This window comes from Bradyrhizobium sp. LTSPM299, from assembly GCF_000938235.1.
Classification (GTDB): Bacteria; Pseudomonadota; Alphaproteobacteria; order Rhizobiales; family Xanthobacteraceae; genus Bradyrhizobium.
The window spans coordinates 140314-167309 of sequence record NZ_JYMU01000006.1; the positions used below are offsets into that span (position 1 = coordinate 140314).

Sequence of the window (26996 nt, forward strand, 5' to 3'; positions counted from 1 at the left end):
GGCGAACAAATTGGCAGCGTCGCGCGGTTGCTTTGGGCTCACTTGGGGCTCATCCGCCGAGCGTCACGTTGATCTGCTGGCCACCGCGCACCAGCGTGATGCGCCAGACCCTCGTCCCGGTCTTCGAGGCCTTGTCGAGGTCGCTGGTCCGCGTGATCTTCTCATTGTTGACCGCGAGGATGATGTCGCCCTTCTGGAAGCCGACACTGGCTGCGGTAGCGTCGTCGGCGAGATCGGTCACCACGACGCCCTCGGCCCCGGCATCGAGATGCAGCTCATCGGCCACCGCGGGCGAGATGTTGGCGACCCTGGCGCCCTGGAACGGCGACCGCGCGGTCAGCACGATCTCGTCGCGGTCGGTGTCGGGCGCGGTCTCCAGCGCCACGGTGAGCTTCACGGCCTTGCCGCCGCGCTGCACGTCGATCTGCGCGCTGCCGCCGAGCGGACGGGTCGCAAAGCGATAATCGAACGCATTGGGATCATCGATGGCCTGCCCGTCGATCGCGACAATCAGGTCGGAAAGCTTCAGCCCCGCACGCGACGCCGGGCTGTTCGGTGCGACATTGGCGACCAGCGCGCCGCTCGGCAGCTTCAGCCCCAGCGTCTCGGCGATCTCGGGCGTCACCGCCTGCAGGCGCGCGCCGAGCCACGGCCGCTTCACCGCCTTGCCGCCGCTCTTGGCGGAGGCCACCACCACGCGCACCATGTTGGCCGGGATGGCAAAGCCGATGCCCTGCGAGCCGCCGGAGCGCGAGAAGATCGCGGTGTTGATGCCGGCGAGCCGGCCGGTCATGTCGACCAGCGCGCCGCCGGAATTGCCGGGATTGATCGCGGCATCGGTCTGGATGAAGAACTGGTAGTCGGTGATGCCGACCTGGGTGCGCGCCAGTGCCGAGATGATGCCGTGCGTGACGGTCTGGCCCACGCCGAACGGATTGCCGATCGCGAGCACCACGTCGCCGACCAACAGCTCATCGGAATTGGCGAAGTCCAGCGTCGTGAACTTCTCCTTGGTGTCTTTCAGCCTGAGCACCGCAAGGTCGGTGCGGCTGTCCTTCAGCACGATCTCGGCCTCGTATTCGCGCTTGTCGGCGAGCGAGACCTTGACCTGGTCGGCGCCCTCGATCACGTGATTGTTCGTCACGACGAGGCCGGACGCATCGACCATCACGCCGGAGCCGAGCGAACGCTGCATCTGCTCGGGCTGCTGTCCCGGCGCGCCGAAGAAGCGGCGGAAGATCGGATCGTCCAGGAACGGATTGCGGACCTGCACGGTCTTGGCCGCGTAGACGTTGACCACCGCCGGCTGCACCCGCTGCACAATCGGCGCATAGGACAGCCGCAGCTCCGCCTGCGAGGATGGCACGCGGCGGTCCTGGGTCTGGGCGTAGCAAAGACTCGCCGAGAAGGTCAGCGTGCAAAGGGCGGCAATAGCAGCAAAGCGGACAGATCCGAGCATTCTCACCTCTCGCGGAAAACGCCGGAATATAGGCGCGTTCGCGCGGCAAATGAAGGGTATTCGGTTCAATATCTCGTACCCCGGCCGGCCGGTGCAAAACCCGACGCAGACGGATTGCAGGCCACCGCCAAACTTATATGATCCATGTCATCTCACTGCGCGGCCTCGCCTGTTGCGTGTGTACAACAAGCGGAACCGTGATCGCTTCGTGCGCTGTCGTGCGTCAGTCACGATGCACTTCTACGACTCAGGTTTCGGTGAGTGGGGAATTCCAACGCAACAGGGGAGCATAACATGGGTGCGACAAGGGTTGGTGCAATCGTCATAGGCTTGGCAGGGGCTCTGGCCGCCTCGCCCGCGCATTCCGAATCGTCCGGCAGCAACGCCGAGATCGCGCTGCTCAAGCAGCAGCTCCACATGCTCGAGCAGAAGCTCGACAAACTGCAGCAGCAGACCAACGCAAACACCGCGACCGCGGCCACCGCGAACGCCCACGCGAAGGCGGCAGATGCAAAGGCTGCGACCGTCGCCAACGCCAACGCCGCGCTTCCGGTCAAGGGTCCGGTCGCGCCGTTCGGGGTCGTGGTGTCGATGCCGAACAATCGACCGACGATCTGCACCGCGGACGAGCAGAACTGCATCGCAATCACGAGCCGCGTGCACTGGGACGTCGGAGGTTATAACTATCGCCCCGATACGGCCGGGACGTCGCCTCAGAAGCTCGACGACGGCGAGAATCTCCGCCGCGCGCGCATCGGTGTCATCGGCAAATTCTTCGGCGACTGGAATTACGCGCTGATCTACGACTTCGGCGGCACCGCCGACGGCTTCGGCGGCACCGGCGCGGCGGGCGCGACTGCGGTCGGCTTCCTTCCGGGCGGCGCGACGGCGGGCGTCGAAAATGCCTATCTGAGCTACACCGGATTCAAGCCGTTCGGCGGCAAGATGGCGATCGAAGGCGGCATCATGGACCTGCCGTGGACCATGGACGAAGCCACCAGCTCCAACGACATTCTCTTCATGGAGCGTGCCTCGGTTGGCATCATCGCACAAAATATCGCAGCCGGCGACTTCCGTTCGACCTTCGGCACCCGCTGGTGGAACGATCAGCTCTGGGTCGGCGGCTATGTGACCGGACCGACCACGGGCGCGATCCACTCCGCGTCCACCGTCTCGCCGCCCGGAACATCGGAGCAATATGGCGGGGTCGTCCGTATCGCCGGCAACCCGATCAGCGGCAAGAATTACTCGGTGCATATCGGCGCCGATGCGGAGTGGCTGATCCAGCCGCCGCGCAACCTGGTGACGCAGGCGCAGACCCTTACGCTGAGCGACCGGCCCGAGCTACGCATCGATCCGACGACGCTGATTTCGACGGGCGCGATCGCCAATGTCTCCGGGGCACAGGTCTACGGCGTCGAAGCAGCAGCCACCTACGGCTCGTTCATCGCGCAGGGCGAGTACTACTGGTTCAATGTCGACCGCACTGCGAACACCGGACTGCCGCCGTTCGGCGCGCCGAGCCTGAAATTCGACGGCGGCTACGCGCAAGTCGGCTACGTGCTGACCGGCGAGACGCGCGCCTACAATCCGGCGACGGCCTCCTATGGCGGCATCAAGCCGGCGGATCCGTTCTCGCTGGCCAGCGGCGGCTGGGGCGCCTGGGAAATCGCCGGACGCGTGAGCCAGATGAACCTGAACGATCAGCTCGCCACGGCGGCCGGCATCGCGGGCGGACGGCAGACCATCTACACCGCCGCGCTGAACTGGTACGTCAACGGCAACGTCCGGTTCATGCTGGACTACCTGCATGGCACCATCGGCAAGCAGGCATCCCCGATCTCGACCGCCGATGTGGGCTCGAAGTTCGACGCTGTGGCGATGCGCACGCAGATCGCGTTCTGACGCGGCCGGTGGCCAGTCATAATAAGGCCGGGAGCGGCACCCTGCTCCCGGTCACGATCGCGGCGCGGCTCAGGCCGCCTGCTTCGGCTTCCGCACCGCGTCCGGTGCCGGCGCCGGCGCCGGCGCGCAGGACAGTCGCTCCTGATGGCTCTCGCCCCAGGCTTTCAGGATATCGATCACCGGGCGCAGGCTCTCGCCGAGTTCGGACAGCGTGTATTCAACCCGCGGCGGCACTTCGGCATAGACCTTGCGGATCACGAGATTGTCGTCCTCCAGCGCGCGCAGCTGCTTGGTCAGCATGCGCTGGGTGATGCCCGGCATCCGCCGCCGCAACTCGCCGAAGCGCTGGGTGCCGCCCTGCAGATGAAACAGGATCACGCCCTTCCACTTGCCGTCGATCAGGTCGAGCGCAGCCTCGACCGCGCAGCCCGGCCGGCGCGCAAAATTCTTCCGTTTCATCGCCTTTTTCCCAATAGTATCAAAATGGGGACTAGTTCCCCAAATGTACAGTACTTGCCAAATTGAAGCCAGCGCGCAAGTTAGACGGCAGGGCAATCGCCGCCACTATGGAGACAAGGCATGAAGGCCGTTGGATACCAAAAATCGCTACCGATCGAGGCAGCGGAGTCGCTCGTTGATTTCGAGATCGCCAAACCTGAGCCGAAAGGCCGCGACATCAGAGTCGCGGTGAAAGCCATCTCGGCCAATCCGGTCGACTACAAGGTTCGCAAGCGCGTGGCACCGCCGGAGGGTGACACCAAGATCCTCGGCTTTGACGCCGCCGGCGTCGTCGACGCGGTCGGTCCCGACGTCAGCCTGTTCAAGCCGGGCGACGAGGTGTTCTATGCCGGCTCGATCCAGCGTCAGGGCACCAATTCGGAATTTCACCTGGTGGATGAGCGCATCGTCGGCAAGAAGCCAAAATCGCTATCCTTCGCGCAGGCCGCGGCGCTGCCGCTGACCTCGATCACCGCATGGGAATTGCTGTTCGACCGGCTCGGCGCGGTGCCGGGCAAGAGCCTCGATACGCGCACGCTGCTGATCACGGGCGGCGCCGGCGGTGTCGGCTCGATCCTGATCCAGCTTGCGCGTCGCCTCACCGGCCTCACCGTGGTTGCGACCGCAACGCGGCCGGATTCGCAGAAATGGTGCCTCGATCTCGGCGCCCACGCGGTGATCGATCACGGCAAGCCGATGAAGGAGCAGATCGAAAAATTGAAGCTGCCGCCGGTCGGGCTCGTCGCCAGCCTCACCTACACCGAGCAGCACTACAAGAGCATCGTCGATTTCATCGCACCGCAGGGCAAGTTCGGACTGATCGACGATCCGGCGGAGTTCAACGTCGCCGCATTCAAGGGCAAGGCGGTGTCGGTGCACTGGGAATCGATGTTCACGCGCTCGTCGTTCCAGACGCCTGACATGATCGCGCAGAACCATCTGCTCAACGATGTCGCCGACCTCATCGACAAGGGCGTGCTGCGCACCACGCTCGACCAGACCTTCGGTACCATCAACGCCGCCAATTTGAAGCGAGCGCACGCGCTGCTCGAGAGCGGCAAGTCACGCGGCAAGATCGTGCTGGAGGGTTGGTAGGCCCGACTGCGTAGGTGCGTAGGGTGGGCAAAGGTGCCCTTGCGCCGTGCCCACCATTTCGGGCCCTGCTCGAGATGGTGGGCACGCTTCGCTTTGCCCACCTTACAGCTTCACACTTGGGGCGGTACACCCTCGACAAAAATCAATCGGCGGTCCAACGCGGTCCGCCGGTGCTTGAGCGCCTCGGCATATTCCGGTGACGCGTACCACTCGCGTAGGCGTGCCATCGACGGGAATTCGACAACGATGATGTTGTTCGGCGGCGGTACGCCTTCGGCGATGTCAGCGGTACCGCCGCGCACGAGATAGCGCCCGCCATATTGCGCGATCGCTTTCGCAGCGATGGTACGATAGGCCTCAAAACCTACGGCGTCCTTGACGTCCACTTCAGAAATCACATAGGCCGACATCGCGCACCTTATGCAATCGTGTTGACGATGCCGCCCTCGGCACGCAGCGCAGCACCGTTGGTCGCCGACGCCTGCTTCGAGCAGACATAGACCACGAGGTTGGCGATCTCCTCGGTGCTGGCGAAGCGCTGCAGCAGCGAGGTCGGCCGGTGCTGCTTGACGAAGTTGGTGGCCGCCTCCTCCACCGACTGGCCGTTCTGCCTGGCGAGATCCTTCACGAAGGTCTCGACGCCCTCCGACATGGTCGGGCCCGGCAGCACGGAATTCACGGTGACCGCCGTGCCGCGGGTCAATTGCGCGAGCCCGCGCGCGATCGCAAGCTGCGCGGTCTTGGTCATGCCGTAATGCATCATCTCGGTCGGGATGTTGAGCCCGGATTCCGAGGAGATAAAGACGATGCGGCCCCAATTGCGTTTCAGCATGCCCTGCATGTAGCCGCGCGACAGCCGTACGCCCGACATCACATTGACCTCGAAGAAGCGACTCCAGTCCTCATCGGGAATATCGAAAAAATCCTTCGGCTCGAAAATGCCGGCATTGTTGACGAGGATATCGACCTGCGGCAGCGCCGCGACCAGCGCCTTGCAGCCGGCGGCGGTCGAGACGTCGGCTGCGATGCCACGGACCTTGCTGCCAGGCACTGCCTTCTCGATCGCCGCGACCGCGGCATCGACCTTGGCCTGGCCGCGGCCGTTGATCACGACCTCCGCCCCGGTCGCAGCCAGGCCCCTTGCGATGGCGTTGCCGATGCCAGCGGTCGAGCCGGTGACGAGTGCTGTCTTTCCGGAAAGGTCGATTTTCATGGCAAGTCTCCTGTCGATGCTGAAGGAGATATTTGTGCGCAATCGCGCCGCTGCAACCGGGGCACACGCAGGGCAGATGCACAAATCAGGGGCGGTCGGGAAGCACCGACCATCAGTCCCGCCTCGCTTGTGGCGCAGCTATTCCAGCGGCGGCAGCGTCCTGAGAAACGCAACGATGGCATCCAGGTCCTGCGCCGTCATGGTGGCGTAGGCCGCATAGGCCATCGGCGGCTTGAGCTTGTGTCCGTCGCGCGCGATGCCCTGGGTTACGGCGCGCTTGACCTCATCGTCGCTCCATTGGCCGAGACCGGATACCGGATGCGCAGTGATGTTGGCGGAGACCACTTCGCCCCACGGCCCCCGGATTCTTCGGCCTCCTTTGCCGCTCGACGCCGCAAAATCGTGGGCGGCAGACGGGCTTTCCGGCGTATGACATTCGAGGCAATGGGCAATGGTCAGGAGATAACGGCCACGCGAAATCTGGTCGGTCATCGCGGCGTCGGTCATCTGTACGGCGGCGTAGGGCGGCGTTTCCGGTTTTGCGGCCGTCCGATATTCCGGCGCCGGGATTTCGCGGCGAACTGGCGGCACCGATCGCAGATACGCCACCAGTGCATCGAGATCCCGTGCGGTGAGCACCGTGTAGAACTCGGTCGGCATGATCGGCGCGACCGCTGTCCCGTTCGGCCGGGTGCCGCTCACGAAAAACCGCTTCAGCTCGGCATCGGTCCAGTTGCCGATCCCGGTGTCCCTGTCCGGCGTGATGTTGGAGCCCGTCACCTTGAAAGCGGGCTCGTCGAACGTCTGTCCGCCCGACAACGCGCGCGAGAAATCAAAGCCCTGAGGTCCACGCGGGGTATGGCAACCGTGGCAGGCCATCACGCTGTTGGCGAGATAGGCACCGCGCTCGACCAGCGTTTCGCCCGTTGCCGGCGAGATCGACAGCGCCAGCGTGATCGCAACGACAATCCTCATTGAAGCCCCCCGGCCAATTCAACTCATAAAATATCCGCAGCGCTCGATGGCGCGGTCGCAGCTCAAAAAAAAGCGGCGCTCGATGGCGCCGCTTCTGAAATCCACTCTGCCAAGGCTTACGCCGCCTCGGCTTCCTTTTCCTGTACCGGACCGGAATCCTTGCCCTTGGCATCGACGTCGCGGTCGACGAACTCGATCACGGCCATCGGCGCGTTGTCGCCGTAGCGAAAGCCGGCCTTGATGATGCGGGTGTAGCCGCCCTGGCGGTCCTTGTAGCGGGGGGCCAGGGTGTCGAACAGCTTCCTGACCTGATCCTTGTCGCGCATCTCGGAGATGGCCTGGCGGCGCATCGAGAGACCGCCCTTCTTGCCGAGGGTGACGAGCTTCTCGACGATCGGCCGCAGCTCCTTGGCCTTCGGCAGCGTGGTGACGATCTGCTCGTGCTTGATCAGCGCGGCGCACATATTGGCGAACATCGCCTTGCGATGCTCGGCGGTGCGGTTGAGCTTCCGATGAACCTTGCCGTGACGCATTTTGCTATTCCTTGGATTCCATTCGTCGCGACGGTTCGTCGGACATGTTGCTCAGGTGGGCTGCCTGCGTTCGCCCATAAAAATCGTGGCCGGGATGGCCGGCCACGACGGTCGTGTCGGATCAGTAGTGATCCTCGAAGCGCTTGGCGAGCTCGTCGATGTTCTCCGGCGGCCAGCCCGGCACTTCCATGCCGAGGTGCAGACCCATCTGGGCCAGCACTTCCTTGATCTCGTTCAGCGACTTGCGGCCGAAGTTCGGGGTACGGAGCATTTCCGCTTCTGACTTCTGCACGAGGTCGCCGATGTAAACGATGTTGTCGTTCTTCAGGCAGTTTGCCGAACGCACCGACAGCTCGAGCTCGTCGACCTTCTTGAGGAACGCCGGGTTGAAGGCGAGATCGGGGATGATCTCCTGCGCGACTTCCTTGCGCGGCTCCTCGAAGTTGACGAACACGTTGAGCTGATCCTGCAGGATGCGCGCGGCATAGGCCACGGAATCCTCCGGCGTGATCGCGCCGTTGGTCTCGATCGTCATGGTCAGCTTGTCGTAGTCGAGGATCTGGCCCTCGCGGGTGTTCTCGACCTTGTAGGAGACCTTGCGGACCGGCGAGAACAGGCTGTCGACCGGGATCAGGCCGATCGGCGCGTCCTCGGGACGGTTGCGCTCGGCGGCGACGTAGCCCTTGCCGGTCGCGACCGTGAACTCCATGCGGATCTCGGCGCCGTCATCGAGCGTGCAGATCTGCAGGTCCGGATTGAGCACCACGACGTCGCCGACGGTCTGGATGTCGCCGGCGGTGACGGCACCCGGGCCCTGCTTCTTCACGACCATGCGCTTGGGGCCTTCGCCCTGCATCTTGATCGCGATGTCCTTGATGTTGAGCACGATGTCGGTGACGTCCTCACGAACGCCAGCGATCGAGGAGAACTCGTGCAGCACGCCGTCGATATGCACCGACTGCACCGCAGCGCCCTGCAGCGAGGACAACAGGATGCGGCGCAGCGCGTTGCCGAGGGTCTGGCCGAAGCCGCGCTCGAGCGGCTCGGCGACGACGGTGGCGAACCGGCTCGCGTCCGAGCCCGGCGTCACCTGCAGCTTGTTCGGTCGAATGAGTTCTTGCCAATTTTTCTGGATCGTCACTGGTTCACCCTTTGCCAGTCGTTCGGGCCGGTCGAATGGCCGTAGCTGGCGTTGGAGATCGCGGAATAGTCCGCGCGGTCAATTCCAAAAACAATCGCGTGCGGCCAAGTCAACGTCGCGGCCGCCCGCGACTTTAATCAAACGCGCCGGCGCTTGCGCGGACGGCAGCCATTGTGCGGGATCGTGGTCACGTCGCGGATCGAGGTGACGGTGAAGCCCGCAGCCTGCAGCGCGCGAAGCGCCGATTCGCGGCCCGAACCCGGGCCGGCGACTTCGACCTCCAGCGTGCGCATGCCATGTTCCTGCGCCTTCTTGGAGACGTCTTCGGCCGCGACCTGCGCAGCATAGGGGGTCGACTTGCGCGAGCCCTTGAAGCCCATCGTTCCGGCCGACGACCAGGCAATGGTGTTGCCCTGCGCGTCGGTGATGGTGATGGTCGTGTTGTTGAACGATGAATTCACGTGCGCGATGCCGGAGGCGATGTTCTTGCGTTCGCGACGACGTACGCGGGTGGCGTCCTTGCCCATTTCAAACCTTTCCTGTGATCTCAAACGCCGCCGTAGTGCCAGCGGCTACACCTCAAAACGCGAATGGCTGACGGCGTGTAACGAATAGAATCTATTCGCCACTCCCTATCAGCTATTCGCGAAATTACTTCTTCTTGCCGGCGATCGCCTTGGCCGGGCCCTTGCGCGTACGCGCATTGGTGTGGGTGCGCTGACCGCGCACCGGCAGACCACGACGATGACGCAGGCCGCGATAGCAGCCGAGGTCCATCAGCCGCTTGATGTTGATGCCGACCTCACGACGGAGATCGCCCTCGACCAGATAGTCGCGGTCGATGACTTCGCGGATCTGCAGGACTTCCTGGTCGGTCAACTGGTTGACACGACGGTCCAGCGGAATCTTGACCTTCTCCACGATCTCGGCCGCGTTCTTCTGGCCGATGCCATGGATGTACTGAAGCGCGATCAGCACGCGCTTGTTGGTGGGAATGTTCACGCCGGCGATACGGGCCACGGACTTCTCTCCTGTCGCCGGTCTCTCGAACCGGACTTTAAGTTCTTGCTATCTCGGGCAGGGTCCGCAAACGCGAACACGACGCCCGTCCCCTCAGATTCCTTGGGGCCCGGCATCGTCTGAACTATCCGACTTGGATGCGGGGCTTATTAAAGGATTCATGTCGGTTTCGTCAACCTCTGCTAGCGTTTAGCTCGCTTTTTCGTGAGCTTTTTTGCAGGCTTTTTGGCGGCTTTTGCACCCTTCCGGGCACTTGCGGGCTTTGCGGCCTTGGCAGCCTTTTTGACCGATTTCTTCGCAACTTTGGCCTTGGAAGCCCCCTTGGTGGCCTTTCGGGCCGGTTTGGCGGCTTTTTTGGCCGCCTTGGGCGCCTTTTCGACGGCCTTGGCCGGTTTTTTGGACACTTTCCTGGCAGGCTTTTTTGCTGCCTTGGCCGGTTCCTCGTCCTTCGGCTCCAGCGCGCCGATCGCGCCGAGGATTCGGTTGATCTCGCGGGTGACGTGCTCGATGGCCATCATGCCATCGACCGTCAGGAGTTTCCGTCGCTCCGAATAATAGTGAATCAGCGGCTCGGTTAGCGACCGGTACTGCGCGAGGCGCTTGGTCAGCACTTCCGGCGTATCGTCGAGCCGGACCTCCTCGCCGCGCGCCCGGGTCTCCTCGGCGCGCTTCTCGACACGCGCCAGCAACGCGCTTTCGTTGACCCGCAATTCGACGACGGCATCGAGCTTGAGGTGCTTCTTCTTCAGGAGCTCATCAAGGGCTGCCGCCTGCGGAACGGTGCGCGGAAATCCGTCGAGAATAAAACCCTTCTTGGCGTCGGACTCGTCGATGCGGTCGGCGATGATTCCCACCACCACCTCGTCGGGCACCAGACCGCCATTGGCCATGATCTCCTTGGCCTGCAAGCCGATCGGCGTACCGGCGGCGACCGCGGCGCGCAGCATTTCGCCGGTCGAAAGTTGAACGATGCCGTGCTTGTGCACCAGCCGCTGTGCCTGCGTTCCCTTGCCCGAGCCCGGCGGTCCGAGAAGAATCAGTCTCATATGCGTTCGCCCCCGCGATTGGTGAGCGATCGATCGCGCACCTGCTTTTTTAGGTCAAGAATAGTGCAAACCACAATCAGCACCGAACCACCACCGATTTTATAGGGTAGCGCTATTCCGATTGCCAGAAGGCCCTCCGGAATCAGCGATACCGCAACGAGGTAGACGGCTCCGACGACGGTCGTCAACGATGCGATGCGATCGAGATGGTCGGCGGTCGCCTCGCCCGGCGTAATGCCTTCGACCACGCCGCCCTGCTCCTGCAGGGTTTCGGCGGCCTGCTCGGGATCCAGCACACGGGCCGTATAGATGAAGATGAGGATGAAGACCGCGATGGATCCGAGAATCACATGCACCGGCTGGCCGAACCGAATGTGCGCGCCAGCCGCAGCCAGCCACGGCGTCTGACCGAACAGAAAGCTCGCGGCAGCCAGCGGCAGATAGAGGATCCAGGGCGCCACGATCGTTGGGATCAGGAACCCGGCGTTATTGAGCTTGATCGATAGTGCCGAGGAACGCGCGGCAAGCAGCCGCTTTCCGACCTGCCGAGCGGCATATTGCACGGGCACGTTCCGCCGCGCCGTTTCGACGAGGACCATCACCGCGACAAGTGCAATCCAGAGCACGGTGTTGAACAGCACGAGGTTGCTGGAGACAGCTCCCTGTCTCAGCAACTCGAAGCCCGTTGCGACGTCTGCCGGGAATGAAATGACGATTGCAACGCTTAAGATGAGCGCAAGGCCGTTCCCGACCCCGTGGCGCGTGATCTGCTCGCTGAGCCAGACCAGGAAGAACACTCCACCCACCATTGTTGCGGTGGCCGATGCCAGGAACCAGTTGCCCGGCTCGACAACGAAGCCCCGTATACCCTGCAACGCGGATGCGACGCCGAAAGCCTGGAATGCGGCAAGCAGCAGCGCAAGGATCAATGTGTAGCGGATAATCCTGCGGCGGCCGGCCTCGCCCGATCGCTCGAGCGCACTCAGCCTGCCCCATACCACCGAGACGAGCTGGATGATGATCGCGGCGGTCAGATAGGGGACAATGGAGAGCGCGAAGATCGAGACGCGGGAGGCTGAAATCGAGGAAAGCACACCCGTCCGGGTCGAGATACCTCCGAGAGGGATATAGCAGCCGAGCCTGAAAATGAGCAACGCGCCGATCGTGATAGCGATGCGGCGCGCGAGCTCCTGGGTCATCGGCGAAGGCCCCTATCTACGGCGGCCTCTCAGCTTCGACTTCCTGATCAGCCCCTCATATTGATGAGCGAGCAGATAGCCCTGAACCTGCGACACCGTGTCCATCGTCACGCTGACGACGATCAAGAGCGACGTGCCGCCAAAGTAGAACGGCACCGAGGCGTAGGAAATCAGAATTTCCGGAATCAGACAGACGATCGCCAGGTAGATCGCGCCCAGCACCGTGATGCGCGACAGCACGTAGTCGATGTATTCGGCGGTGCGCTCGCCGGGACGGATACCGGGGATGAAACCGCCATGCTTCTTCAGATTGTCGGCGGTCTCGGTCGGGTTGAACACGATCGCGGTGTAGAAGAACGCGAAGAACACGATCAGCGCCAGATACATCAGCAGGAACAGCGGACGGCCGTGTGCGAGCTGGGTGGTGATCCACTGGAACCACTCCGGGCCCTTGCCGGCATTGAAGTTCGCGACCGTGGTCGGCAGCAGCAGCAGCGACGAGGCGAAGATCGGCGGAATCACGCCCGAGGTGTTGAGCTTGAGCGGCAGATGCGAGGACTGGCCCTCGAACATCTTGTTGCCGACCTGACGCTTCGGATACTGGATCAGAAGCCGGCGCTGGGCCCGCTCCATGAACACGATGAAGGCGATCACGGCGACCGCCATCACAATGACGATCAGGATCAGGCCGGTCGACATCGCGCCCTGGCGGCCGAGTTCGAGCATGTTGGCGAGCGCCGAGGGCAGCTCGGCGACGATGCCGGACAGGATGATCAGCGAAATGCCGTTGCCGATGCCGCGCGAGGTGATCTGCTCGCCGAGCCACATCAGGAACATGGTGCCGCCGGTCAGCGTGATCGCGGTCGAGAGACGGAAGAACAGGCCGGGATCGGCCACGACATTGCCGGCGCCTTCAAGGCCAACCGCGATGCCGTAGGACTGGAACGCGGCCAGGATCACCGTCAGGTAACGCGTGTACTGGTTCAGCGTCTTGCGGCCCGATTCGCCTTCCTTCTTCAGCGCCTCGAGCTGCGGCGAAACCGTCGTGAGCAGTTGGATGATGATCGATGCCGAGATGTACGGCATGATGTTCAGCGCGAAGATCGCCATGCGGTGGATGCCGCCGCCAGCGAACATGTTGAACATGCCGAGGATGCCGCCGGCCTGGGTGCGGAACACCTGCTCCCAGATATTGGGATCGATGCCCGGCAGCGGGATGTAGGTGCCCAGCCGATAAACAAGCAGCGCACCCAGCGTGAACCAGATGCGCTTCTTCAGTTCGTCGGCCTTCGCCAGCGCTCCGAAATTGAGGTTCGCTGCAAGTTGTTCGGCTGCTGAGACCATGTTCGGCTTTCTCCCGGAGCCCCCTTCGCCGATTCCCCCTTAACGGGGCAACCGGCAGACGCCGGACATTATCTGGTGCTTGGCCTCGATAAGTCCATCGTTCGATCCGCGGATTGCCCGCGCGCGGCGGGCAATGACGCAGATGTTACGCGGCCTCGCCGTCTTCCTTCTTGGCGGGGGCCAGGATCTTGACCGAGCCGCCGGCCTTTTCGACCGCGGCAATCGCCGACTTGGAGGCGCCGTGCGCCTCGATCGTCAGCTTCGCCTTGATCTCGCCGCGGCCGAGCAGCCGCAGGCCATCCTTGGCGCGGCGCAGCACGCCGGCCTTGACCAGCGATTCGACGTTCACGGTGGCGGACACGTCGACCAGCTTGCTGTCGATTGCGTCCTGCAGACGGTCGAGATTGATCTCGGCGAAGTCGAGCCGGAAGATGTTGTTGAAGCCGCGCTTCGGCAGACGGCGATGCAACGGCATCTGGCCGCCTTCGAAACCCTTGATGCGGACGCCCGAACGCGCGGTCTGGCCCTTGCCGCCGCGGCCTGCCTGCTTGCCCTTGCCCGAACCGATGCCACGGCCGACGCGCATACGCTTTTTGCGCGAGCCGGCATTGTCGGCGATATCGCTGAGCTTCATCGCCCTGTCTCCTTATTTCTCGTCGACGACGCGGACGAGATGTTGAACCTTTGCGATCATGCCGCGAATTGCAGGGGTGTCCTGCAGCTCGGTTACCCGGCCGATCTTGTTGAGCTTGAGGCCGATCAGCGTCTCGCGCTGCGAGTGATGGCGGCGGATTGCGCTGCCGATCTGCTCGACCTTGATCATCTTTGCGGCCTTAGCCATGACAATAACTCCAGAAAGCGCCGAGAACGCGCCTGTTTGCTTATTCCGCCACCACTTCGGCGTCGCCGCCGACGCGGCGCGACTGCAGGGTGGAGACCTTGATGTTGCGGCGGGCGGCCACCGAGCGCGGCGAATCCTGATGCTTCAGCGCGTCGAAGGTCGCGCGAACCATGTTGTAGGGATTCGACGAACCGATCGACTTCGCCACCACGTCCTGGATACCGAGCGTCTCGAACACCGCACGCATCGGACCGCCGGCGATGATGCCGGTACCGGCGGGAGCTGCACGCAGATAGACGCGGCCGGCGCCGTGACGGCCGGCGATGTCATGATGCAGCGTGCGGCCTTCGCGCAGGGCAACCCGCGTCAGGTTGCGTTTCGCCGATTCGGTCGCCTTGCGGATCGCCTCGGGCACTTCGCGCGCCTTGCCGTGACCGAACCCGACCCGGCCCTTCTGATCGCCGATCACGACCAGCGCGGCGAAACCGAAGCGCTTGCCGCCCTTGACGACCTTCGCCACACGATTGATGTGGACGAGCTTGTCGACGAACTCGCTGTCGCGCTCTTCCCGGCCGCCCCTTTGGCCGCCACCGCGTTCGCGTTCACCTGCCATGGTGTTTTCCAATCTCTAGGAGGCCCAAGCCTCTTTCCTTGTAATCGTTCAATTCGGTTAGAAGCTGAGCCCACCCTCGCGGGCCGCATCCGCGAGCGCCTTGACGCGCCCGTGATAGATGTAGGCTCCGCGATCGAACACGACTTCCTTGACGCCCTTCTGCGCGGCGCGCTCGGCCAGCAGCTTGCCGACCGCCTTCGCCGCATCGATGTCGGCGCCGGTCTTGCCGGCGTCGCGCAACGACTTTTCGAGCGACGAGGCCGACGCCAGCGTCTCGCCCTTCAGGTCGTCGATGACCTGGGCGTAGATGTGCTTGGACGAGCGGAACACCGACAGCCGCGGACGGCCGTTGGCGGAACGGCGCAGCGAAATACGCACGCGCTGCTTGCGCCGGGCATTCGTAACCTTGAGTGACATGACCGGCTCCGTTACTTCTTCTTGCCTTCCTTGCGGAAGATGAATTCGTTGGCGTACTTCACGCCCTTGCCCTTGTACGGCTCCGGCGGGCGATAGGCGCGGATCTCGGCGGCAACCTGGCCGACGCGCTGCGAATCGTTGCCGGTGATCGTGATCTCGGTCGGCTTCGGCACCACGATGGTGATGCCTTCCGGGATCGCATAGACCACGTCGTGGCTGTAGCCGAGCGCGAGCTGCAGGTTCTTGCCCTGCAGCGCGGCGCGGTAACCAACGCCGGTGATCTCGAGCTTCTTCTCGAAGCCCTTGGTGACGCCCTCGACGAGGCTCGCCACCTGCGCGCGCGCGGTGCCGTACATCGCCTGCGCACGGTTGGTCTTGACGCGCGGGGCGACCTTGACCTCACCGTTCTCGAACTTCACCTCGACGTCGTCATGCACGACGAACTGAAGCTGACCCTTCGGCCCCTTCACCTTCACCGTTTGGCCTTCGACGCTCGCCGTCACTCCGGACGGGATCGCCACCGGCCTCTTGCCGATACGTGACATCGTAAAAATCCTTCCTCAGAACACCGTGAAGAGAACTTCGCCGCCCACGTTCGCTTCACGCGCTTCGTGGTCAGCCATGATTCCCTTCGGCGTCGACAACACCGAAATGCCGAGACCGTTGTTCACCCGCGGCAGGTTCTTCACCGAGGCGTAAACGCGGCGGCCGGGCTTCGACACCCGCTCGATCTCGCGAATGACGGGCTCGCCGTCGAAATACTTCAGCTCGATCTCGAGCTCGCTGCGGCCCGAGGCATGCTCGACGCTGGCGTAGCCGCGGATGTAACCCTCGGACTTCAGCACCTCGAGCACGCTGGCGCGCATCCGCGAGCCCGGGGTCGAGACCTTGGACTTCGAACGCATCTGCGCATTGCGGATACGGGTGATCAAATCGCTGATCGGATCGTGCGTAGACATGGTTCCGATCCTCCTTACCAGCTCGACTTCACGAGCCCCGGAACCAGGCCCTTGGAGCCGAGTTCACGGAGCGCGATGCGCGAGAGCTTGTTCTTGCGATAGATCGAGCGCGGACGCCCGGTCAGTTCGCAGCGGAGACGGATGCGCGTCGGTGACGAGTTGCGCGGCATCTCGGCGAGCTTCAGCGTCGCCGCGAAGCGCTCTTCCATCGGCTTGGTCTTGTCGGCGATGATCGCCTTCAGCTTCTCGCGGCGCGGGGCGGCGTTCTTCGCCATCCGCTTGCGCCGGTTGTTCTTCTCGATCGAGCTCTTCTTTGCCATGCTTGGCTCCTGGGTATCCGCGTTTGAGTGGCTTTGGCTCAGCTACTCACTGCCGGAACGGGAAATTGAAAGCGGTCAACAAGGCGCGTGCCTCGTCGTCGGACGAAGCCGTGGTGCAGACGGTGATGTCCATACCGCGGGCTTCCGAGACCTTGTCGAAGTCGATCTCGGGGAAAATGATGTGTTCCTTGATGCCGAGCGAATAGTTGCCGCGGCCGTCGAAGCTCTTCGGGTTCAGGCCGCGGAAGTCGCGGACGCGAGGCAGCGCCACGTTCACCAGGCGGTCGATGAACTCGTACATATGGGACTTGCGCAGCGTGACCTTGCAGCCGATCGGCTGGTTCTCACGCAGCTTGAAGGTCGCGATGGCGACCCGCGAATAGGTCACGATTGCCTTCTGGCCGGCGATCAGGCCCAGCTCGGTAGCGGCGGTCTCGGCCTTCTTGCGGTCGTTGACGGAATCGCCGACGCCCATGTTCAGCACGACCTTGTCCAGGCGCGGAACCTGCATCACGTTGGCATAACCGAACTTCTCGGTCATCAAGCCGCGGATATTCTTGTCATACTCCGCGCGCAGGCGCGGCACGTAAGCTGTATCAGCCATCGATCTCTGCTCCCGAGCTCTTGGCAACGCGAACCTTCTTGCCATCGGCCTGAATCTTGAACCCAACGCGGGTCGGCTTTCCGTCCTTGCCGACATACGCGATGTTGGACAGGTGGATCGGCATCTCCTTGGAGATGATGCCGCCTTCCTGGGACTGGCTCTGCTTCTGGTGACGCTTCACCATGTTGACGCCGCGCACGAGAGCCTTGTGCTCGTCCGGACGCACCTCGAACACCTCGCCGGTGCGCCCCTTGTCGCGGCCGGTCAGCACGATGACCTTGTCACCCTTGCGGATCTTGGCAGCCATCACAGCACCTCCGGCGCAAGCGAGATGATCTTCATGTGGTTCTTGGCGCGAAGCTCGCGCGGCACCGGCCCGAAGATACGGGTGCCGACCGGCTCCGACTGGTTGTTGATCAGCACGGCGGCGTTGCGGTCGAAACGGATGACCGAACCGTCGGCGCGGCGGATGTCCTTGCGGACGCGCACCACGACGGCCTTCATCACGTCGCCCTTCTTCACCTTGCCACGCGGAATGGCTTCCTTGATCGACACAACGATAACATCGCCCACGGTGGCATAGCGGCGCTTGGAACCTCCAAGAACCTTGATGCACATGACACGGCGTGCGCCAGAATTATCGGCCACGTCGAGGTTGGTCTGCATCTGAATCATTGATGCACCTCGTCCTCTTTCTGCGCTTCAGCGCGCTCAAAATTTTCCTGAAAGACTTCGGCTAAGTCGAAGCTATCAGGCCGTTTTCTTGTGTTCGCCCCGGACCACGGTCCAGCGCTTCAACTTCGAGATCGGCTTCGATTCCTCGATCCAGACCATGTCGCCCGGCTTGAACTGATCGTTCTCGTCATGCGCATGGTAGTTCTTGGAACGGCGGATCGTCTTCTTGTAGATCGGGTGGGTGAAGCGGCGGTCAACACGCACCACAATCGTCTTGGCTTGCTTGTCGCTCACGACCACGCCCTGCAGAGTACGTTTCGGCATAGCTGGTCCCTTACTTCTTCTTCGCGCGCAGCTGCGCGGCGATGGTCTTGATACGGGCGATATCGCGGCGGGCTTCACGCATCCGCGAGGTGTTCTCCAGCTGCCCGGTGGCGCGCTGGAAACGCAGGTTGAAGCGCTCCTTCTTCAGGTTGAGGACGGCGTCCTCGCGCTGGTCGTCGCTCATCGCGCGAATATCTTCAACTTTTGTCTCGGCCATGGCGATTACTCCGCAATGCGCGCGACGAAGCGCGTCTTGATCGGCAGCTTGGCGGCGGCAAGCGTCAGCGCTTCCTTCGCGGTCTGCACGGTTACGCCGTCGATCTCGAACATCACGCGGCCGGGCTTGACCCGGGCCACCCACAGTTCCGGTGCGCCCTTGCCGGAGCCCATGCGGACTTCGGCGGGCTTCTTCGACACCGGCACGTCGGGGAACACGCGGATCCAGACGCGACCGGCACGCTTCATGTGACGGGTCAGCGCGCGGCGGGCGGCTTCGATCTGACGGGCGGTGACGCGCTCAGGCTCCATCGCCTTCAGGCCGAACTGGCCAAACGCCAACGTCGCGCCAGAGGTCGCAACGCCGTGGATACGGCCCTTATGCGCCTTCCGGAACTTCGTTTTCTTAGGTTGCATCATGGCTTTAGGCCCTCAAATTCCTGCTTTGCCTTAAGCGGCGTCGCGGCGCGACGAACGCGGGGTGTTGTCGCCTTCGGCCATCTTCTTGTCCTGGGCCATCGGATCGTGTTCGAGGATCTCGCCCTTGAAGATCCAGACCTTGACGCCGCAGGTGCCGAAGGTCGTGAACGCGGTCGCAACGCCGTAGTCGATGTCGGCGCGCAGCGTGTGCAGCGGCACGCGACCTTCGCGGTACCACTCCATGCGCGCGATTTCGGCGCCGCCGAGACGGCCCGAGCAGTTGATACGGATGCCTTCGGCACCGAGGCGCATCGCCGACTGCACGGCGCGCTTCATGGCACGGCGGAACGCGACGCGGCGCTCGAGCTGCTGGGCGATCGATTCGGCGACCAGGGTCGCGTCGAGCTCCGGCTTGCGGATTTCGACGATGTTGATCACGACGTCCGACGAGGTGATGTCGGCGACCTTCTTGCGCAGCTTGTCGATGTCGGCGCCCTTCTTGCCGATCACCACGCCCGGACGCGCCGAGTGGATCGTCACGCGGCACTTCTTGTGCGGGCGCTCGATCACGATGCGCGCCACGGCCGCCTGCTTGAGCTCCTTGTGCAAGATCTCGCGGATCTTGACGTCTTCGTGCAGCAGCTTGCCGTATTCCTGCTTGCCGGCGAACCAACGGGAGTCCCAGGTCCGGTTGATGCCGAGACGCAGCCCGATTGGATTGATCTTTTGACCCATCGTCTTCTCCTGCGCTCTTAAGCGCTTGCCTCGGCCGCGACCTGACGAACCACGATGGTCAGGTGCGCGAATGGTTTGTACACACGGCCCGAACGGCCACGGCCGCGCGGTGCAAAACGCTTCATCACGATGCCGTTGCCGACATGCGCCTCGGCGACGACCAGGTCGTCGACTTCGAGGTCATGGTTGTTCTCGGCATTCGCGATCGCCGATTCCAGGCACTTCTTGACATCGACCGCTATCCGCTTGCGCGAGAACTGCAGGTCGGCGAGCGCAGCCGAAGCCTTGCGGCCGCGGATCAGCTGCGCCACCAGGTTGAGCTTCTGCGGGCTGACGCGCAACATGCGGGCGACGGCCTTGGCCTCATTGTCCGCGAGGACACGTTCGCGCTTAGGTTTGCTCATCGCTCTATCCTCAAGCCTTCTTGGCTTTCTTGTCGCCCGAGTGGCCGTGGAAGGTACGGGTCGGCGAGAACTCGCCGAACTTGTGACCCACCATTTCCTCGTTGATCGCGACCGGCACGTGCTTCTGGCCGTTGTAGACGCCGAACGTCAGGCCGACGAACTGCGGCAGGATGGTCGAGCGACGGCTCCAGATCTTGATGACGTCATGACGGCCGGACGCACGCGCGGCATCTGCCTTCTTGAGCAGAGAGCCTTCGACGAACGGGCCTTTCCAGACTGAACGAACCATGTCCGGCGTTCCTTACTTCTTCCGCTTGTGGCGGCTGAGGAGAATGAATTTGGTGGTCGACTTGTTGGTGCGGGTCTTCTTGCCCTTGGTCGGCTTGCCCCACGGAGTAACCGGGTGGCGACCGCCCGAGGTCCGACCTTCACCACCGCCGTGCGGATGGTCGATCGGGTTCATGACGACGCCGCGGTTATGCGGGCGCCAGCCGAGCCAGCGGGTACGACCGGCCTTGCCGATCGAGATGTTCATGTGATCGGGATTCGAGACCGCGCCGATCGTGCCGCGGCAACGACCGTGCACGAGACGCTGCTCGCCCGAATTCAGGCGGACGATCACGTAGTCCTGGTCGCGGCCGACGATCTGGGCGTAGGTACCGGCCGAACGTGCGAGCTGCCCGCCCTTGCCGATCTTCAGCTCGATGTTGTGAATGATCGTGCCGACCGGCATGTTGCCGAGCGGCATGACATTGCCGGGCTTGACGTCAACATAGTTGCCGGCGACGACGGTGTCGCCCGCAGCCAGCCGCTGCGGCGCCAGGATATAGGCCAGCTCGCCGTCCTGATACTTGATCAGCGCGATGAACGCGGTGCGGTTCGGATCATACTCGAGCCGCTCCACGACCGCCGGCACGTCCACCTTGTCGCGGCGGAAGTCGACGGTGCGGTAGGCCTTCTTGTGGCCGCCACCGCGGAAACGCACGGTGATCCGTCCGGTGTTGTTGCGGCCGCCATTGCCGAGCTTGCCCTCGGTCAGCGCCTTCACCGGCTTGCCCTTGTAGAGCGCCGAACGATCGACCATGACCAGCTGGCGCTGGCCCGGCGTCGTGGGATTGTAGGTTTTCAATGCCATCGTGGTTGCGCCCTATAGTCCGGTCGTCACGTCGATGCGGTGGCCCTCTTCAAGGGTCACGATCGCGCGCTTGGTGTCCGACTGCGAGCCGAGATTGCCGCGGAACACCTTGGTCTTGCCCTTGCGAACGAGCGTGTTGACGCTCTTCACCTTGACGTCGAACAGCTTCTCGATCGCTTCCTTGATCTGCGGCTTGGTGGCCTTGCCGGAGACCTTGAACAGCACCTTGTTGTGCTCGGAGGCGAGCGTCGCCTTTTCGGTCACGACAGGGGCGACGATCACGTCGTAATGGCGCGGGTCGATATTCTTCATTTGAAGCGCGCCTCCAGCGCATCAACCGCAGCCTTGGTCAGCACGAGCTTGTGGCGGCGGAGAATGTCGTAAACGTTGATGCCCTGGATCGGCAGCACGTCGATGTTCGGAATGTTGCGGGCCGCGATCGCGAAGCCGTTGTGCAGCTCGGCGCCGTCGATGATCAGCGCATTGGTCAGGCCGAGACCAGAGAAGTGCCCGATCAGGGCCTTGGTCTTGGCAGCCTCGAGCTGCGCATTGTCGATCACGATCAGGCCGCCGTCCTTGGCCTTGGCGGACAGCGCATGCTTGAGTGCCAGCACGCGAACCTTCTTCGGCAGGCCGGTCTCGTGCGAGCGAACCACCGGACCGAACGCACGGCCACCGCCGCGGAACTGCGGCACGCGGGCCGAGCCGTGACGAGCACCACCGGTGCCCTTCTGTTTGTACATCTTCTTGCCGGTGCGCCAGATCTCGGCGCGACCCTTTGCCTTGTGGGTGCCGGCCTGCCGCTTGTTCAGCTGCCACTGCACGCAACGCTGGATGATATCCTTGCGCGGCTCGAGACCGAAAATCTCGTCCGACAGCTGGACCGAGCCAGCTTCCTTGCCTTCAAGGGTGGTGACTTTCAGTTCCATCTCACGCACCCTCCTTCTCGGCCACGGCCTCAACAGCCTCGCCGCCGACAACCTTGAACTTGCCGGGCTTCGGAGCTTCCTTCGGCAGCGGCTTCTTCACCGCATCGCGCACCGAGATCCAGCCGCCCTTGGAGCCGGGAACGGCGCCTTCGACCAGGATCAGGCCGCGCTCAACGTCGGTCTGCACCACGCGCAGATTGAGCGTGGTGATGCGATCGACGCCCATGTGACCGGGCATCTTCTTGTTCTTGAAGGTCTTGCCGGGGTCCTGACGACCGCCGGTCGAACCGATCGAACGATGCGAGACCGACACACCGTGGGTGGCGCGCAGACCGCCGAAATTCCAGCGCTTCATGCCGCCGGCAAAACCCTTACCGACCGAGGTGCCGGTCACGTCGACGAACTGCCCGACCACGAAATGGTCGGCCTGGATCTCGGCGCCGACGGGGATCAGCGCGTCTTCCGACACGCGGAATTCGGCGACCTTGCGCTTCGGCTCGACCTTGGCGACCGCGAACTGGCCGCGTTCCGCCTTGGGCAAGTAAACGGTCTTGCGGGCACCCGAGCCGAGCTGAAGGGCGACATAGCCGTTCTTCTCGGTCGTGCGGTGGCCCAGCACCTGGCAGTTGCCCAACTTCAGCACGGTCACAGGGATATGCTCGCCGGCCTCTGTAAAGACCCGCGTCATCCCGACCTTTTGTGCGATCACTCCGGAGCGCATCGGCGTGCTTCCTGTCTTTCTGTCCGCAGTTGCGAACGTAAAAATCCAAAAACCTTAGAGCTTGATCTCGACGTCGACACCGGCGGCCAGGTCGAGCTTCATCAGCGCATCGACGGTCTGTGGGGTCGGGTCGACAATGTCGAGGAGGCGCTTGTGGGTGCGCATCTCGAATTGCTCGCGGCTCTTCTTGTCAACGTGCGGTGAACGGTTGACGGTGAACTTCTCGATGCGGGTCGGTAGCGGAATGGGTCCGCGAACCTGGGCACCAGTACGTTTCGCCGTGTTCACGATCTCGCGGGTCGACGTATCGAGGATTCGATGGTCGAACGCCTTGAGTCGGATGCGGATATTCTGGCCGTTCATTGCCGTTGTCTCTTTCTGTCGTCGCTTGTGGCGAGTAGTGGCGAATAGCGAACGGCTCCAACCGCCCGCTACTCGCAATATCCGCTTACTCAATAATGGAGGAAACGACGCCCGAACCGACCGTGCGGCCGCCCTCGCGGATAGCGAAACGCAGCTTCTCTTCCATCGCGATCGGCACGATCAGGTGCACTTCCATCGCGATGTTGTCGCCCGGCATCACCATCTCGGTGCCTTCGGGCAGATGCACGACGCCGGTCACGTCGGTGGTGCGGAAGTAGAACTGGGGCCGGTAGTTGGTGAAGAACGGGGTGTGACGACCGCCCTCTTCCTTGGTCAGGATGTAGGCCTCAGCCTTGAACTTGGTGTGCGGCTTGACCGAACCCGGCTTGCACAGCACCTGGCCACGCTCGACTTCCTCGCGCTTGGTACCGCGGAGCAGCGCACCGATGTTGTCGCCGGCCTGGCCCTGATCGAGCAGCTTGCGGAACATTTCGACGCCGGTGACGATGGTCTTCTGGGTATCGCGCAGACCGACGATTTCGATTTCCTCGCCGACCTTGACGATACCGCGCTCGACACGGCCGGTCACAACGGTGCCGCGACCCGAGATCGAGAACACGTCTTCGACCGGCATCAGGAACGGCTGGTCGATCGGACGCGCCGGCTGCGGAATGCTTTCGTCGACGGCCTTCATCAATGCGATGATCGAATCGTGGCCGAGCGTCTTGTCCTTGTCTTCGAGGGCGGCGAGAGCCGAACCCTTGATGATCGGAATGGTGTCGCCCGGGAAGTCGTACTTCGACAGCAATTCGCGGACTTCCATCTCGACCAGCTCGAGCAGTTCCGGATCGTCGACCATGTCGCACTTGTTCAGGAACACGACGAGCGCGGGAACGCCGACCTGGCGGGCGAGCAGGATGTGCTCGCGGGTCTGCGGCATCGGGCCGTCGGCGGCCGACACTACCAGGATGCCACCGTCCATCTGGGCAGCGCCGGTGATCATGTTCTTCACGTAGTCGGCATGGCCGGGGCAGTCGACGTGAGCGTAGTGACGGTTGGCGGTCTCGTACTCGACGTGAGCGGTCGAGATCGTGATACCGCGCGCCTTCTCTTCCGGCGCCTTGTCGATCTGGTCGTAGGCGGTGAACGTCGCGCCGCCGGTTTCTGCGAGCACCTTGGTGATCGCTGCGGTCAGCGAGGTCTTGCCATGGTCGACGTGACCGATGGTGCCGATGTTGCAGTGGGGCTTGTTACGCTCGAATTTAGCTTTGGCCATTTGACTCTCCGTTCAATCGTTGACTGCCATCAACGACAATCAGGCAAACTTCTTCTGGACTTCAGCCGACACGTTCGCCGGAGCTTCGGCGTAGTGATCGAACTGCATGGTGAAGGTCGCGCGACCCTGGCTCATCGAGCGCAGGTTGTTCACGTAACCGAACATGTTCATGAGCGGCACCATCGCGTTGATCACGTTGGCATTGCCGCGCATGTCTTGACCCTGGATCTGGCCGCGCCGCGAATTCAGGTCGCCGATGACCGAACCGGTGTAGTCTTCCGGGGTCACCACTTCGACCTTCATGATCGGCTCGAGCAGAACAGACTTGCCCTTCTGCAGCGCTTCGCGGAATGCCGCGCGCGATGCGATTTCGAAGGCCAGCGCCGACGAGTCAACGTCGTGATACTTGCCGTCGACCAGCGTCACCTTGACGTCGACCACCGGGAAGCCGGCGACGACACCGGAGCCCATGACGCTGTTGAGGCCCTTTTCGACGCCGGGGATGTATTCCTTCGGCACCGAGCCACCAACAACCTTGGACTCGAACACGTAACCCGCACCTGGCTCGTTCGGCTCAACCACGATCGATACTTCGGCGAACTGACCGGTACCACCGGTCTGCTTCTTGTGCGTGTACTTGACTTCGGCCTTCTTGGTGACGCGCTCACGGAACGCCACCTGCGGCGCACCGATGTTGGCGTCAACCTTGTAGGTACGGCGCAAGATGTCGACCTTGATGTCGAGATGGAGTTCGCCCATGCCCTTGAGAATGGTCTGGCCGGACTCCTGGTCGGTCGACACCCGGAACGACGGATCTTCCGCGGCAAGCTTCGCAAGCGCGACGCCAAGCTTTTCCTGGTCGGCCTTCGACTTCGGCTCGATCGCGATTTCGATCACCGGCTCCGGGAATTCCATCTTTTCGAGGATCACCGGCTTGTCGGGATCGCACAGCGTGTCACCGGTGCGCGCTTCCTTCAGGCCCGCCAGCGCCACGATGTCGCCGGCATAGGCTTCCTTGATGTCTTCGCGGTTGTTCGCATGCATCAGCAGCATGCGGCCGATACGCTCCTTGCGGTCACGCGTCGAATTGATAACGCCGGTGCCCGACATGAGCGTGCCGGAATAAATACGGCAGAAGGTGATGGTGCCGACGAACGGATCGTCCATGATCTTGAACGCCAACAGGGCCAGCGGCTCGCTGTCGTTCGGAAGACGAACGATTTCGTTGCCGTCTTCATCGAGGCCCTTGATAGCGGGCACGTCGACCGGCGACGGCAGATAATCCACGACCGCGTCGAGCAGCGGCTGGACGCCCTTGTTCTTGAACGCCGAGCCGCACAGCACCGGGAAGAACGCGCCGGTCAGCACGGCCTTGCGGATCATGCGCTTCAACGTCGCCTCATCGGGCTCGTTGCCGTCGAGGTAAGCGGCGAGAACCTCGTCGTCGAGTTCGACGGCGGCTTCCAACAGCTTCTCGCGATATTCCTTCGCCTTCTCGATCAGGTCCTCGGGAATATCGACGTCTGAGAACTTGGCGTCGAGCTTCTCTTCTTCCCAGATCACGGCCTTCATACGGACGAGATCGACCAGGCCCTTGAAATTATTCTCGGAACCGATCGGAAGCTGGATCGCAATCGGCTTGGCGCCGAGGCGATCGACGATATCCTGCATGCATTTGTAGAAGTCGGCGCCGGTCTTATCCATCTTGTTGGCGAAGACGATGCGCGGAACACGGTACTTGTCGCCCTGGCGCCAGACGGTTTCGGTCTGCGGCTCAACGCCCTGGTTCGAATCGAGCACGCACACGGCGCCGTCGAGCACGCGCAGCGAACGCTCGACTTCGATGGTGAAGTCGACGTGGCCGGGGGTGTCGATGATGTTCAGGCGCTTGCCGTTCCAGAACGCGGTGGTCGCGGCCGAGGTGATCGTGATGCCACGCTCCTGCTCCTGCTCCATCCAGTCCATCGTCGCGGCACCTTCGTGCACTTCGCCGATCTTGTGGCTCTTGCCGGTGTAATAGAGGATGCGCTCGGTCGTCGTGGTCTTGCCGGCATCGATGTGCGCCATGATACCGAAGTTACGGTAGTTCTCTATGGCATGAACGCGGGGCATGGGCTGTTCCTTGGATCCGTTAGTCGCCGTTACCAGCGATAGTGCGAGAAGGCACGGTTGGCTTCCGCCATCCGATGCACGTCTTCACGCTTCTTGACGGCGTTGCCCCGGTTGTTCGATGCATCGAGCAGCTCCGCCGAGAGCCGCTCCGTCATGGTCTTCTCATTACGATCACGCGCCGCCGTGATGATCCAGCGAATGCCCAGCGCCTGACGGCGGACCGTGCGCACTTCAACCGGCACCTGGTAGGTGGCACCACCGACGCGGCGCGAGCGCACTTCGATGGTCGGCATCACGTTTTCCAGCGCCTGCTCGAAAACCGGCAGCGGACCTTGCTTGGTCTTGCTCTCGATCATGGCGAGCGCGCCATAGACGATGCTTTCGGCGGCAGACTTCTTGCCGTCGTACATGATCGAATTCATGAACTTCGTAATGACAATGTTCCCGAACTTCGGATCCGGGTTCACTTCACGCTTTTCAGCAGAATGGCGACGAGACATCTGA

General features: G+C 62.9%; 38 protein-coding genes. 2 read left to right on the forward strand and 36 right to left on the reverse strand.

The annotated features are described in order from the left end of the window. Nucleotides 1–49: 49 nt before the first annotated feature. Complete coding sequence (locus UP10_RS01710; RefSeq protein WP_044585708.1) at nt 50–1459, reverse strand: DegQ family serine endoprotease; 1410 nt, start codon at nt 1457–1459, stop codon at nt 50–52. Between the two features lie 294 nt (nt 1460–1753). On the opposite strand from UP10_RS01710, the gene UP10_RS01715 reads away from it, so the two are divergent. After that, nucleotides 1754–3364 carry an OprO/OprP family phosphate-selective porin gene (locus tag UP10_RS01715; RefSeq protein WP_044585709.1) on the forward strand — a complete coding sequence of 537 codons (1611 nt, stop codon included), beginning with the start codon at nt 1754–1756 and terminating at the stop codon, nt 3362–3364. Between the two features lie 69 nt (nt 3365–3433). On the opposite strand, the gene UP10_RS01720 is transcribed toward UP10_RS01715, so the two are convergent. Continuing rightward, nucleotides 3434–3823 (reverse strand): winged helix-turn-helix transcriptional regulator, encoded by a 390-nt coding sequence (locus UP10_RS01720; RefSeq protein ID WP_044585710.1) that lies wholly within the window; start codon nt 3821–3823, stop codon nt 3434–3436. Nucleotides 3824–3943: 120 nt separating this feature from the next. Here UP10_RS01720 and UP10_RS01725 point away from each other — a divergent pair, with 120 nt between their 5' ends. Then, complete coding sequence (locus UP10_RS01725) at nt 3944–4957, forward strand: zinc-binding alcohol dehydrogenase family protein (RefSeq protein WP_044585711.1); 1014 nt, start codon at nt 3944–3946, stop codon at nt 4955–4957. Between the two features lie 110 nt (nt 4958–5067). Here UP10_RS01725 and UP10_RS01730 read toward each other — a convergent pair whose 3' ends face one another. The 34 genes from UP10_RS01730 to rpsG form a co-directional block, all read right to left on the reverse strand. After that, the gene (locus UP10_RS01730) at nt 5068–5367 is read right to left on the reverse strand and encodes a DUF1330 domain-containing protein (protein WP_044585712.1); all 300 of its coding nucleotides are present in this window, start codon (nt 5365–5367) and stop codon (nt 5068–5070) included. An 8-nt stretch (nt 5368–5375) separates the two neighbouring features. Continuing rightward, nucleotides 5376–6170: an SDR family NAD(P)-dependent oxidoreductase gene (locus UP10_RS01735; protein WP_044585713.1), complete on the reverse strand. Its 795-nt coding sequence runs from the start codon at nt 6168–6170 to the stop codon at nt 5376–5378. A 138-nt stretch (nt 6171–6308) separates the two neighbouring features. Further along, complete coding sequence (locus UP10_RS01740) at nt 6309–7145, reverse strand: c-type cytochrome (protein ID WP_044585714.1); 837 nt, start codon at nt 7143–7145, stop codon at nt 6309–6311. Nucleotides 7146–7261: 116 nt separating this feature from the next. Beyond that, entirely contained in the window at nt 7262–7678 is a 417-nt protein-coding gene (gene rplQ / locus UP10_RS01745) for a 50S ribosomal protein L17 (RefSeq protein WP_044585715.1), read from the reverse strand. A gap of 121 nt (nt 7679–7799) precedes the next feature. Next, nucleotides 7800–8837: a DNA-directed RNA polymerase subunit alpha gene (locus UP10_RS01750; RefSeq protein WP_197082664.1), complete on the reverse strand. Its 1038-nt coding sequence runs from the start codon at nt 8835–8837 to the stop codon at nt 7800–7802. A gap of 119 nt (nt 8838–8956) precedes the next feature. Next, nucleotides 8957–9346: a 30S ribosomal protein S11 gene (gene rpsK, locus UP10_RS01755; protein ID WP_044585716.1), complete on the reverse strand. Its 390-nt coding sequence runs from the start codon at nt 9344–9346 to the stop codon at nt 8957–8959. A 124-nt stretch (nt 9347–9470) separates the two neighbouring features. Then, nucleotides 9471–9839, reverse strand: a complete 369-nt coding sequence (gene rpsM, locus UP10_RS01760; protein ID WP_044538561.1) for a 30S ribosomal protein S13 — start codon at nt 9837–9839, stop codon at nt 9471–9473. Between the two features lie 182 nt (nt 9840–10021). Then, entirely contained in the window at nt 10022–10885 is an 864-nt protein-coding gene (locus UP10_RS01765) for an adenylate kinase (protein ID WP_044585717.1), read from the reverse strand. Next, nucleotides 10882–12084 (reverse strand): preprotein translocase subunit SecY, encoded by a 1203-nt coding sequence (locus tag UP10_RS01770; RefSeq protein WP_044585718.1) that lies wholly within the window; start codon nt 12082–12084, stop codon nt 10882–10884. The genes UP10_RS01765 and UP10_RS01770 overlap by 4 nt, the downstream gene beginning before the upstream one ends. 12 nt (nt 12085–12096) lie before the next feature. Continuing rightward, nucleotides 12097–13428, reverse strand: coding sequence for a preprotein translocase subunit SecY (secY, locus tag UP10_RS01775; protein WP_044538558.1), 1332 nt, complete (start codon nt 13426–13428; stop codon nt 12097–12099). Nucleotides 13429–13573: 145 nt separating this feature from the next. Beyond that, nucleotides 13574–14062 (reverse strand): 50S ribosomal protein L15, encoded by a 489-nt coding sequence (rplO, locus tag UP10_RS01780; protein ID WP_044538557.1) that lies wholly within the window; start codon nt 14060–14062, stop codon nt 13574–13576. Between the two features lie 12 nt (nt 14063–14074). Beyond that, nucleotides 14075–14269: a 50S ribosomal protein L30 gene (gene rpmD / locus UP10_RS01785; protein WP_044538556.1), complete on the reverse strand. Its 195-nt coding sequence runs from the start codon at nt 14267–14269 to the stop codon at nt 14075–14077. Nucleotides 14270–14309: 40 nt separating this feature from the next. Then, nucleotides 14310–14882, reverse strand: coding sequence for a 30S ribosomal protein S5 (gene rpsE / locus UP10_RS01790; protein WP_044585719.1), 573 nt, complete (start codon nt 14880–14882; stop codon nt 14310–14312). Nucleotides 14883–14939: 57 nt separating this feature from the next. Next, nucleotides 14940–15299, reverse strand: coding sequence for a 50S ribosomal protein L18 (gene rplR, locus UP10_RS01795; protein WP_044538554.1), 360 nt, complete (start codon nt 15297–15299; stop codon nt 14940–14942). 11 nt (nt 15300–15310) lie between these two features. Further along, entirely contained in the window at nt 15311–15844 is a 534-nt protein-coding gene (gene rplF / locus UP10_RS01800; protein WP_044538553.1) for a 50S ribosomal protein L6, read from the reverse strand. Nucleotides 15845–15859: 15 nt separating this feature from the next. Beyond that, nucleotides 15860–16258 (reverse strand): 30S ribosomal protein S8, encoded by a 399-nt coding sequence (gene rpsH / locus UP10_RS01805; protein ID WP_044538552.1) that lies wholly within the window; start codon nt 16256–16258, stop codon nt 15860–15862. Between the two features lie 14 nt (nt 16259–16272). Continuing rightward, nucleotides 16273–16578 (reverse strand): 30S ribosomal protein S14, encoded by a 306-nt coding sequence (gene rpsN / locus UP10_RS01810; RefSeq protein ID WP_044585720.1) that lies wholly within the window; start codon nt 16576–16578, stop codon nt 16273–16275. 46 nt (nt 16579–16624) lie between these two features. Next, entirely contained in the window at nt 16625–17182 is a 558-nt protein-coding gene (gene rplE / locus UP10_RS01815) for a 50S ribosomal protein L5 (RefSeq protein ID WP_044538550.1), read from the reverse strand. Next, nucleotides 17175–17489, reverse strand: a complete 315-nt coding sequence (rplX, locus tag UP10_RS01820; protein ID WP_044538549.1) for a 50S ribosomal protein L24 — start codon at nt 17487–17489, stop codon at nt 17175–17177. The genes rplE and rplX overlap by 8 nt, the downstream gene beginning before the upstream one ends. Next, nucleotides 17489–17857: a 50S ribosomal protein L14 gene (gene rplN / locus UP10_RS01825; RefSeq protein ID WP_011473865.1), complete on the reverse strand. Its 369-nt coding sequence runs from the start codon at nt 17855–17857 to the stop codon at nt 17489–17491. Before rplN ends, rplX begins: the two co-directional genes overlap by 1 nt. A 75-nt stretch (nt 17858–17932) precedes the next feature. Then, the gene (gene rpsQ / locus UP10_RS01830; RefSeq protein WP_029081765.1) at nt 17933–18181 is read right to left on the reverse strand and encodes a 30S ribosomal protein S17; all 249 of its coding nucleotides are present in this window, start codon (nt 18179–18181) and stop codon (nt 17933–17935) included. Between the two features lie 10 nt (nt 18182–18191). Continuing rightward, a complete protein-coding gene (gene rpmC / locus UP10_RS01835; protein WP_044585721.1) occupies nt 18192–18398 on the reverse strand; it encodes a 50S ribosomal protein L29 in 207 nt (68 codons plus the stop codon). A 5-nt stretch (nt 18399–18403) separates the two neighbouring features. After that, nucleotides 18404–18817 carry a 50S ribosomal protein L16 gene (rplP, locus tag UP10_RS01840; protein WP_044538547.1) on the reverse strand — a complete coding sequence of 138 codons (414 nt, stop codon included), beginning with the start codon at nt 18815–18817 and terminating at the stop codon, nt 18404–18406. Nucleotides 18818–18847: 30 nt separating this feature from the next. Then, nucleotides 18848–19552, reverse strand: a complete 705-nt coding sequence (rpsC, locus tag UP10_RS01845; protein ID WP_044538546.1) for a 30S ribosomal protein S3 — start codon at nt 19550–19552, stop codon at nt 18848–18850. A gap of 17 nt (nt 19553–19569) precedes the next feature. Further along, nucleotides 19570–19956: a 50S ribosomal protein L22 gene (gene rplV / locus UP10_RS01850; protein ID WP_044538545.1), complete on the reverse strand. Its 387-nt coding sequence runs from the start codon at nt 19954–19956 to the stop codon at nt 19570–19572. Between the two features lie 10 nt (nt 19957–19966). Continuing rightward, complete coding sequence (gene rpsS / locus UP10_RS01855) at nt 19967–20245, reverse strand: 30S ribosomal protein S19 (RefSeq protein ID WP_018272137.1); 279 nt, start codon at nt 20243–20245, stop codon at nt 19967–19969. Between the two features lie 12 nt (nt 20246–20257). Further along, on the reverse strand, nt 20258–21091 hold the full coding sequence (gene rplB / locus UP10_RS01860) for a 50S ribosomal protein L2 (RefSeq protein WP_044585722.1): 834 nt from the start codon (nt 21089–21091) through the stop codon (nt 20258–20260). Nucleotides 21092–21103: 12 nt separating this feature from the next. Continuing rightward, the gene (locus UP10_RS01865) at nt 21104–21403 is read right to left on the reverse strand and encodes a 50S ribosomal protein L23 (protein WP_044538543.1); all 300 of its coding nucleotides are present in this window, start codon (nt 21401–21403) and stop codon (nt 21104–21106) included. Further along, nucleotides 21400–22020 (reverse strand): 50S ribosomal protein L4, encoded by a 621-nt coding sequence (gene rplD, locus UP10_RS01870; RefSeq protein WP_044538542.1) that lies wholly within the window; start codon nt 22018–22020, stop codon nt 21400–21402. The genes UP10_RS01865 and rplD overlap by 4 nt, the downstream gene beginning before the upstream one ends. 1 nt (nt 22021) lies before the next feature. After that, entirely contained in the window at nt 22022–22741 is a 720-nt protein-coding gene (rplC, locus tag UP10_RS01875; protein ID WP_044585723.1) for a 50S ribosomal protein L3, read from the reverse strand. A gap of 54 nt (nt 22742–22795) precedes the next feature. Then, on the reverse strand, nt 22796–23104 hold the full coding sequence (gene rpsJ, locus UP10_RS01880; RefSeq protein WP_002712302.1) for a 30S ribosomal protein S10: 309 nt from the start codon (nt 23102–23104) through the stop codon (nt 22796–22798). An 85-nt stretch (nt 23105–23189) separates the two neighbouring features. Then, a complete protein-coding gene (tuf, locus tag UP10_RS01885) occupies nt 23190–24380 on the reverse strand; it encodes an elongation factor Tu (protein ID WP_044538540.1) in 1191 nt (396 codons plus the stop codon). 39 nt (nt 24381–24419) lie between these two features. Next, on the reverse strand, nt 24420–26492 hold the full coding sequence (fusA, locus tag UP10_RS01890; protein ID WP_044538539.1) for an elongation factor G: 2073 nt from the start codon (nt 26490–26492) through the stop codon (nt 24420–24422). 29 nt (nt 26493–26521) lie between these two features. Beyond that, a complete protein-coding gene (gene rpsG / locus UP10_RS01895) occupies nt 26522–26992 on the reverse strand; it encodes a 30S ribosomal protein S7 (RefSeq protein ID WP_044538538.1) in 471 nt (156 codons plus the stop codon). Nucleotides 26993–26996: the final 4 nt, after the last annotated feature.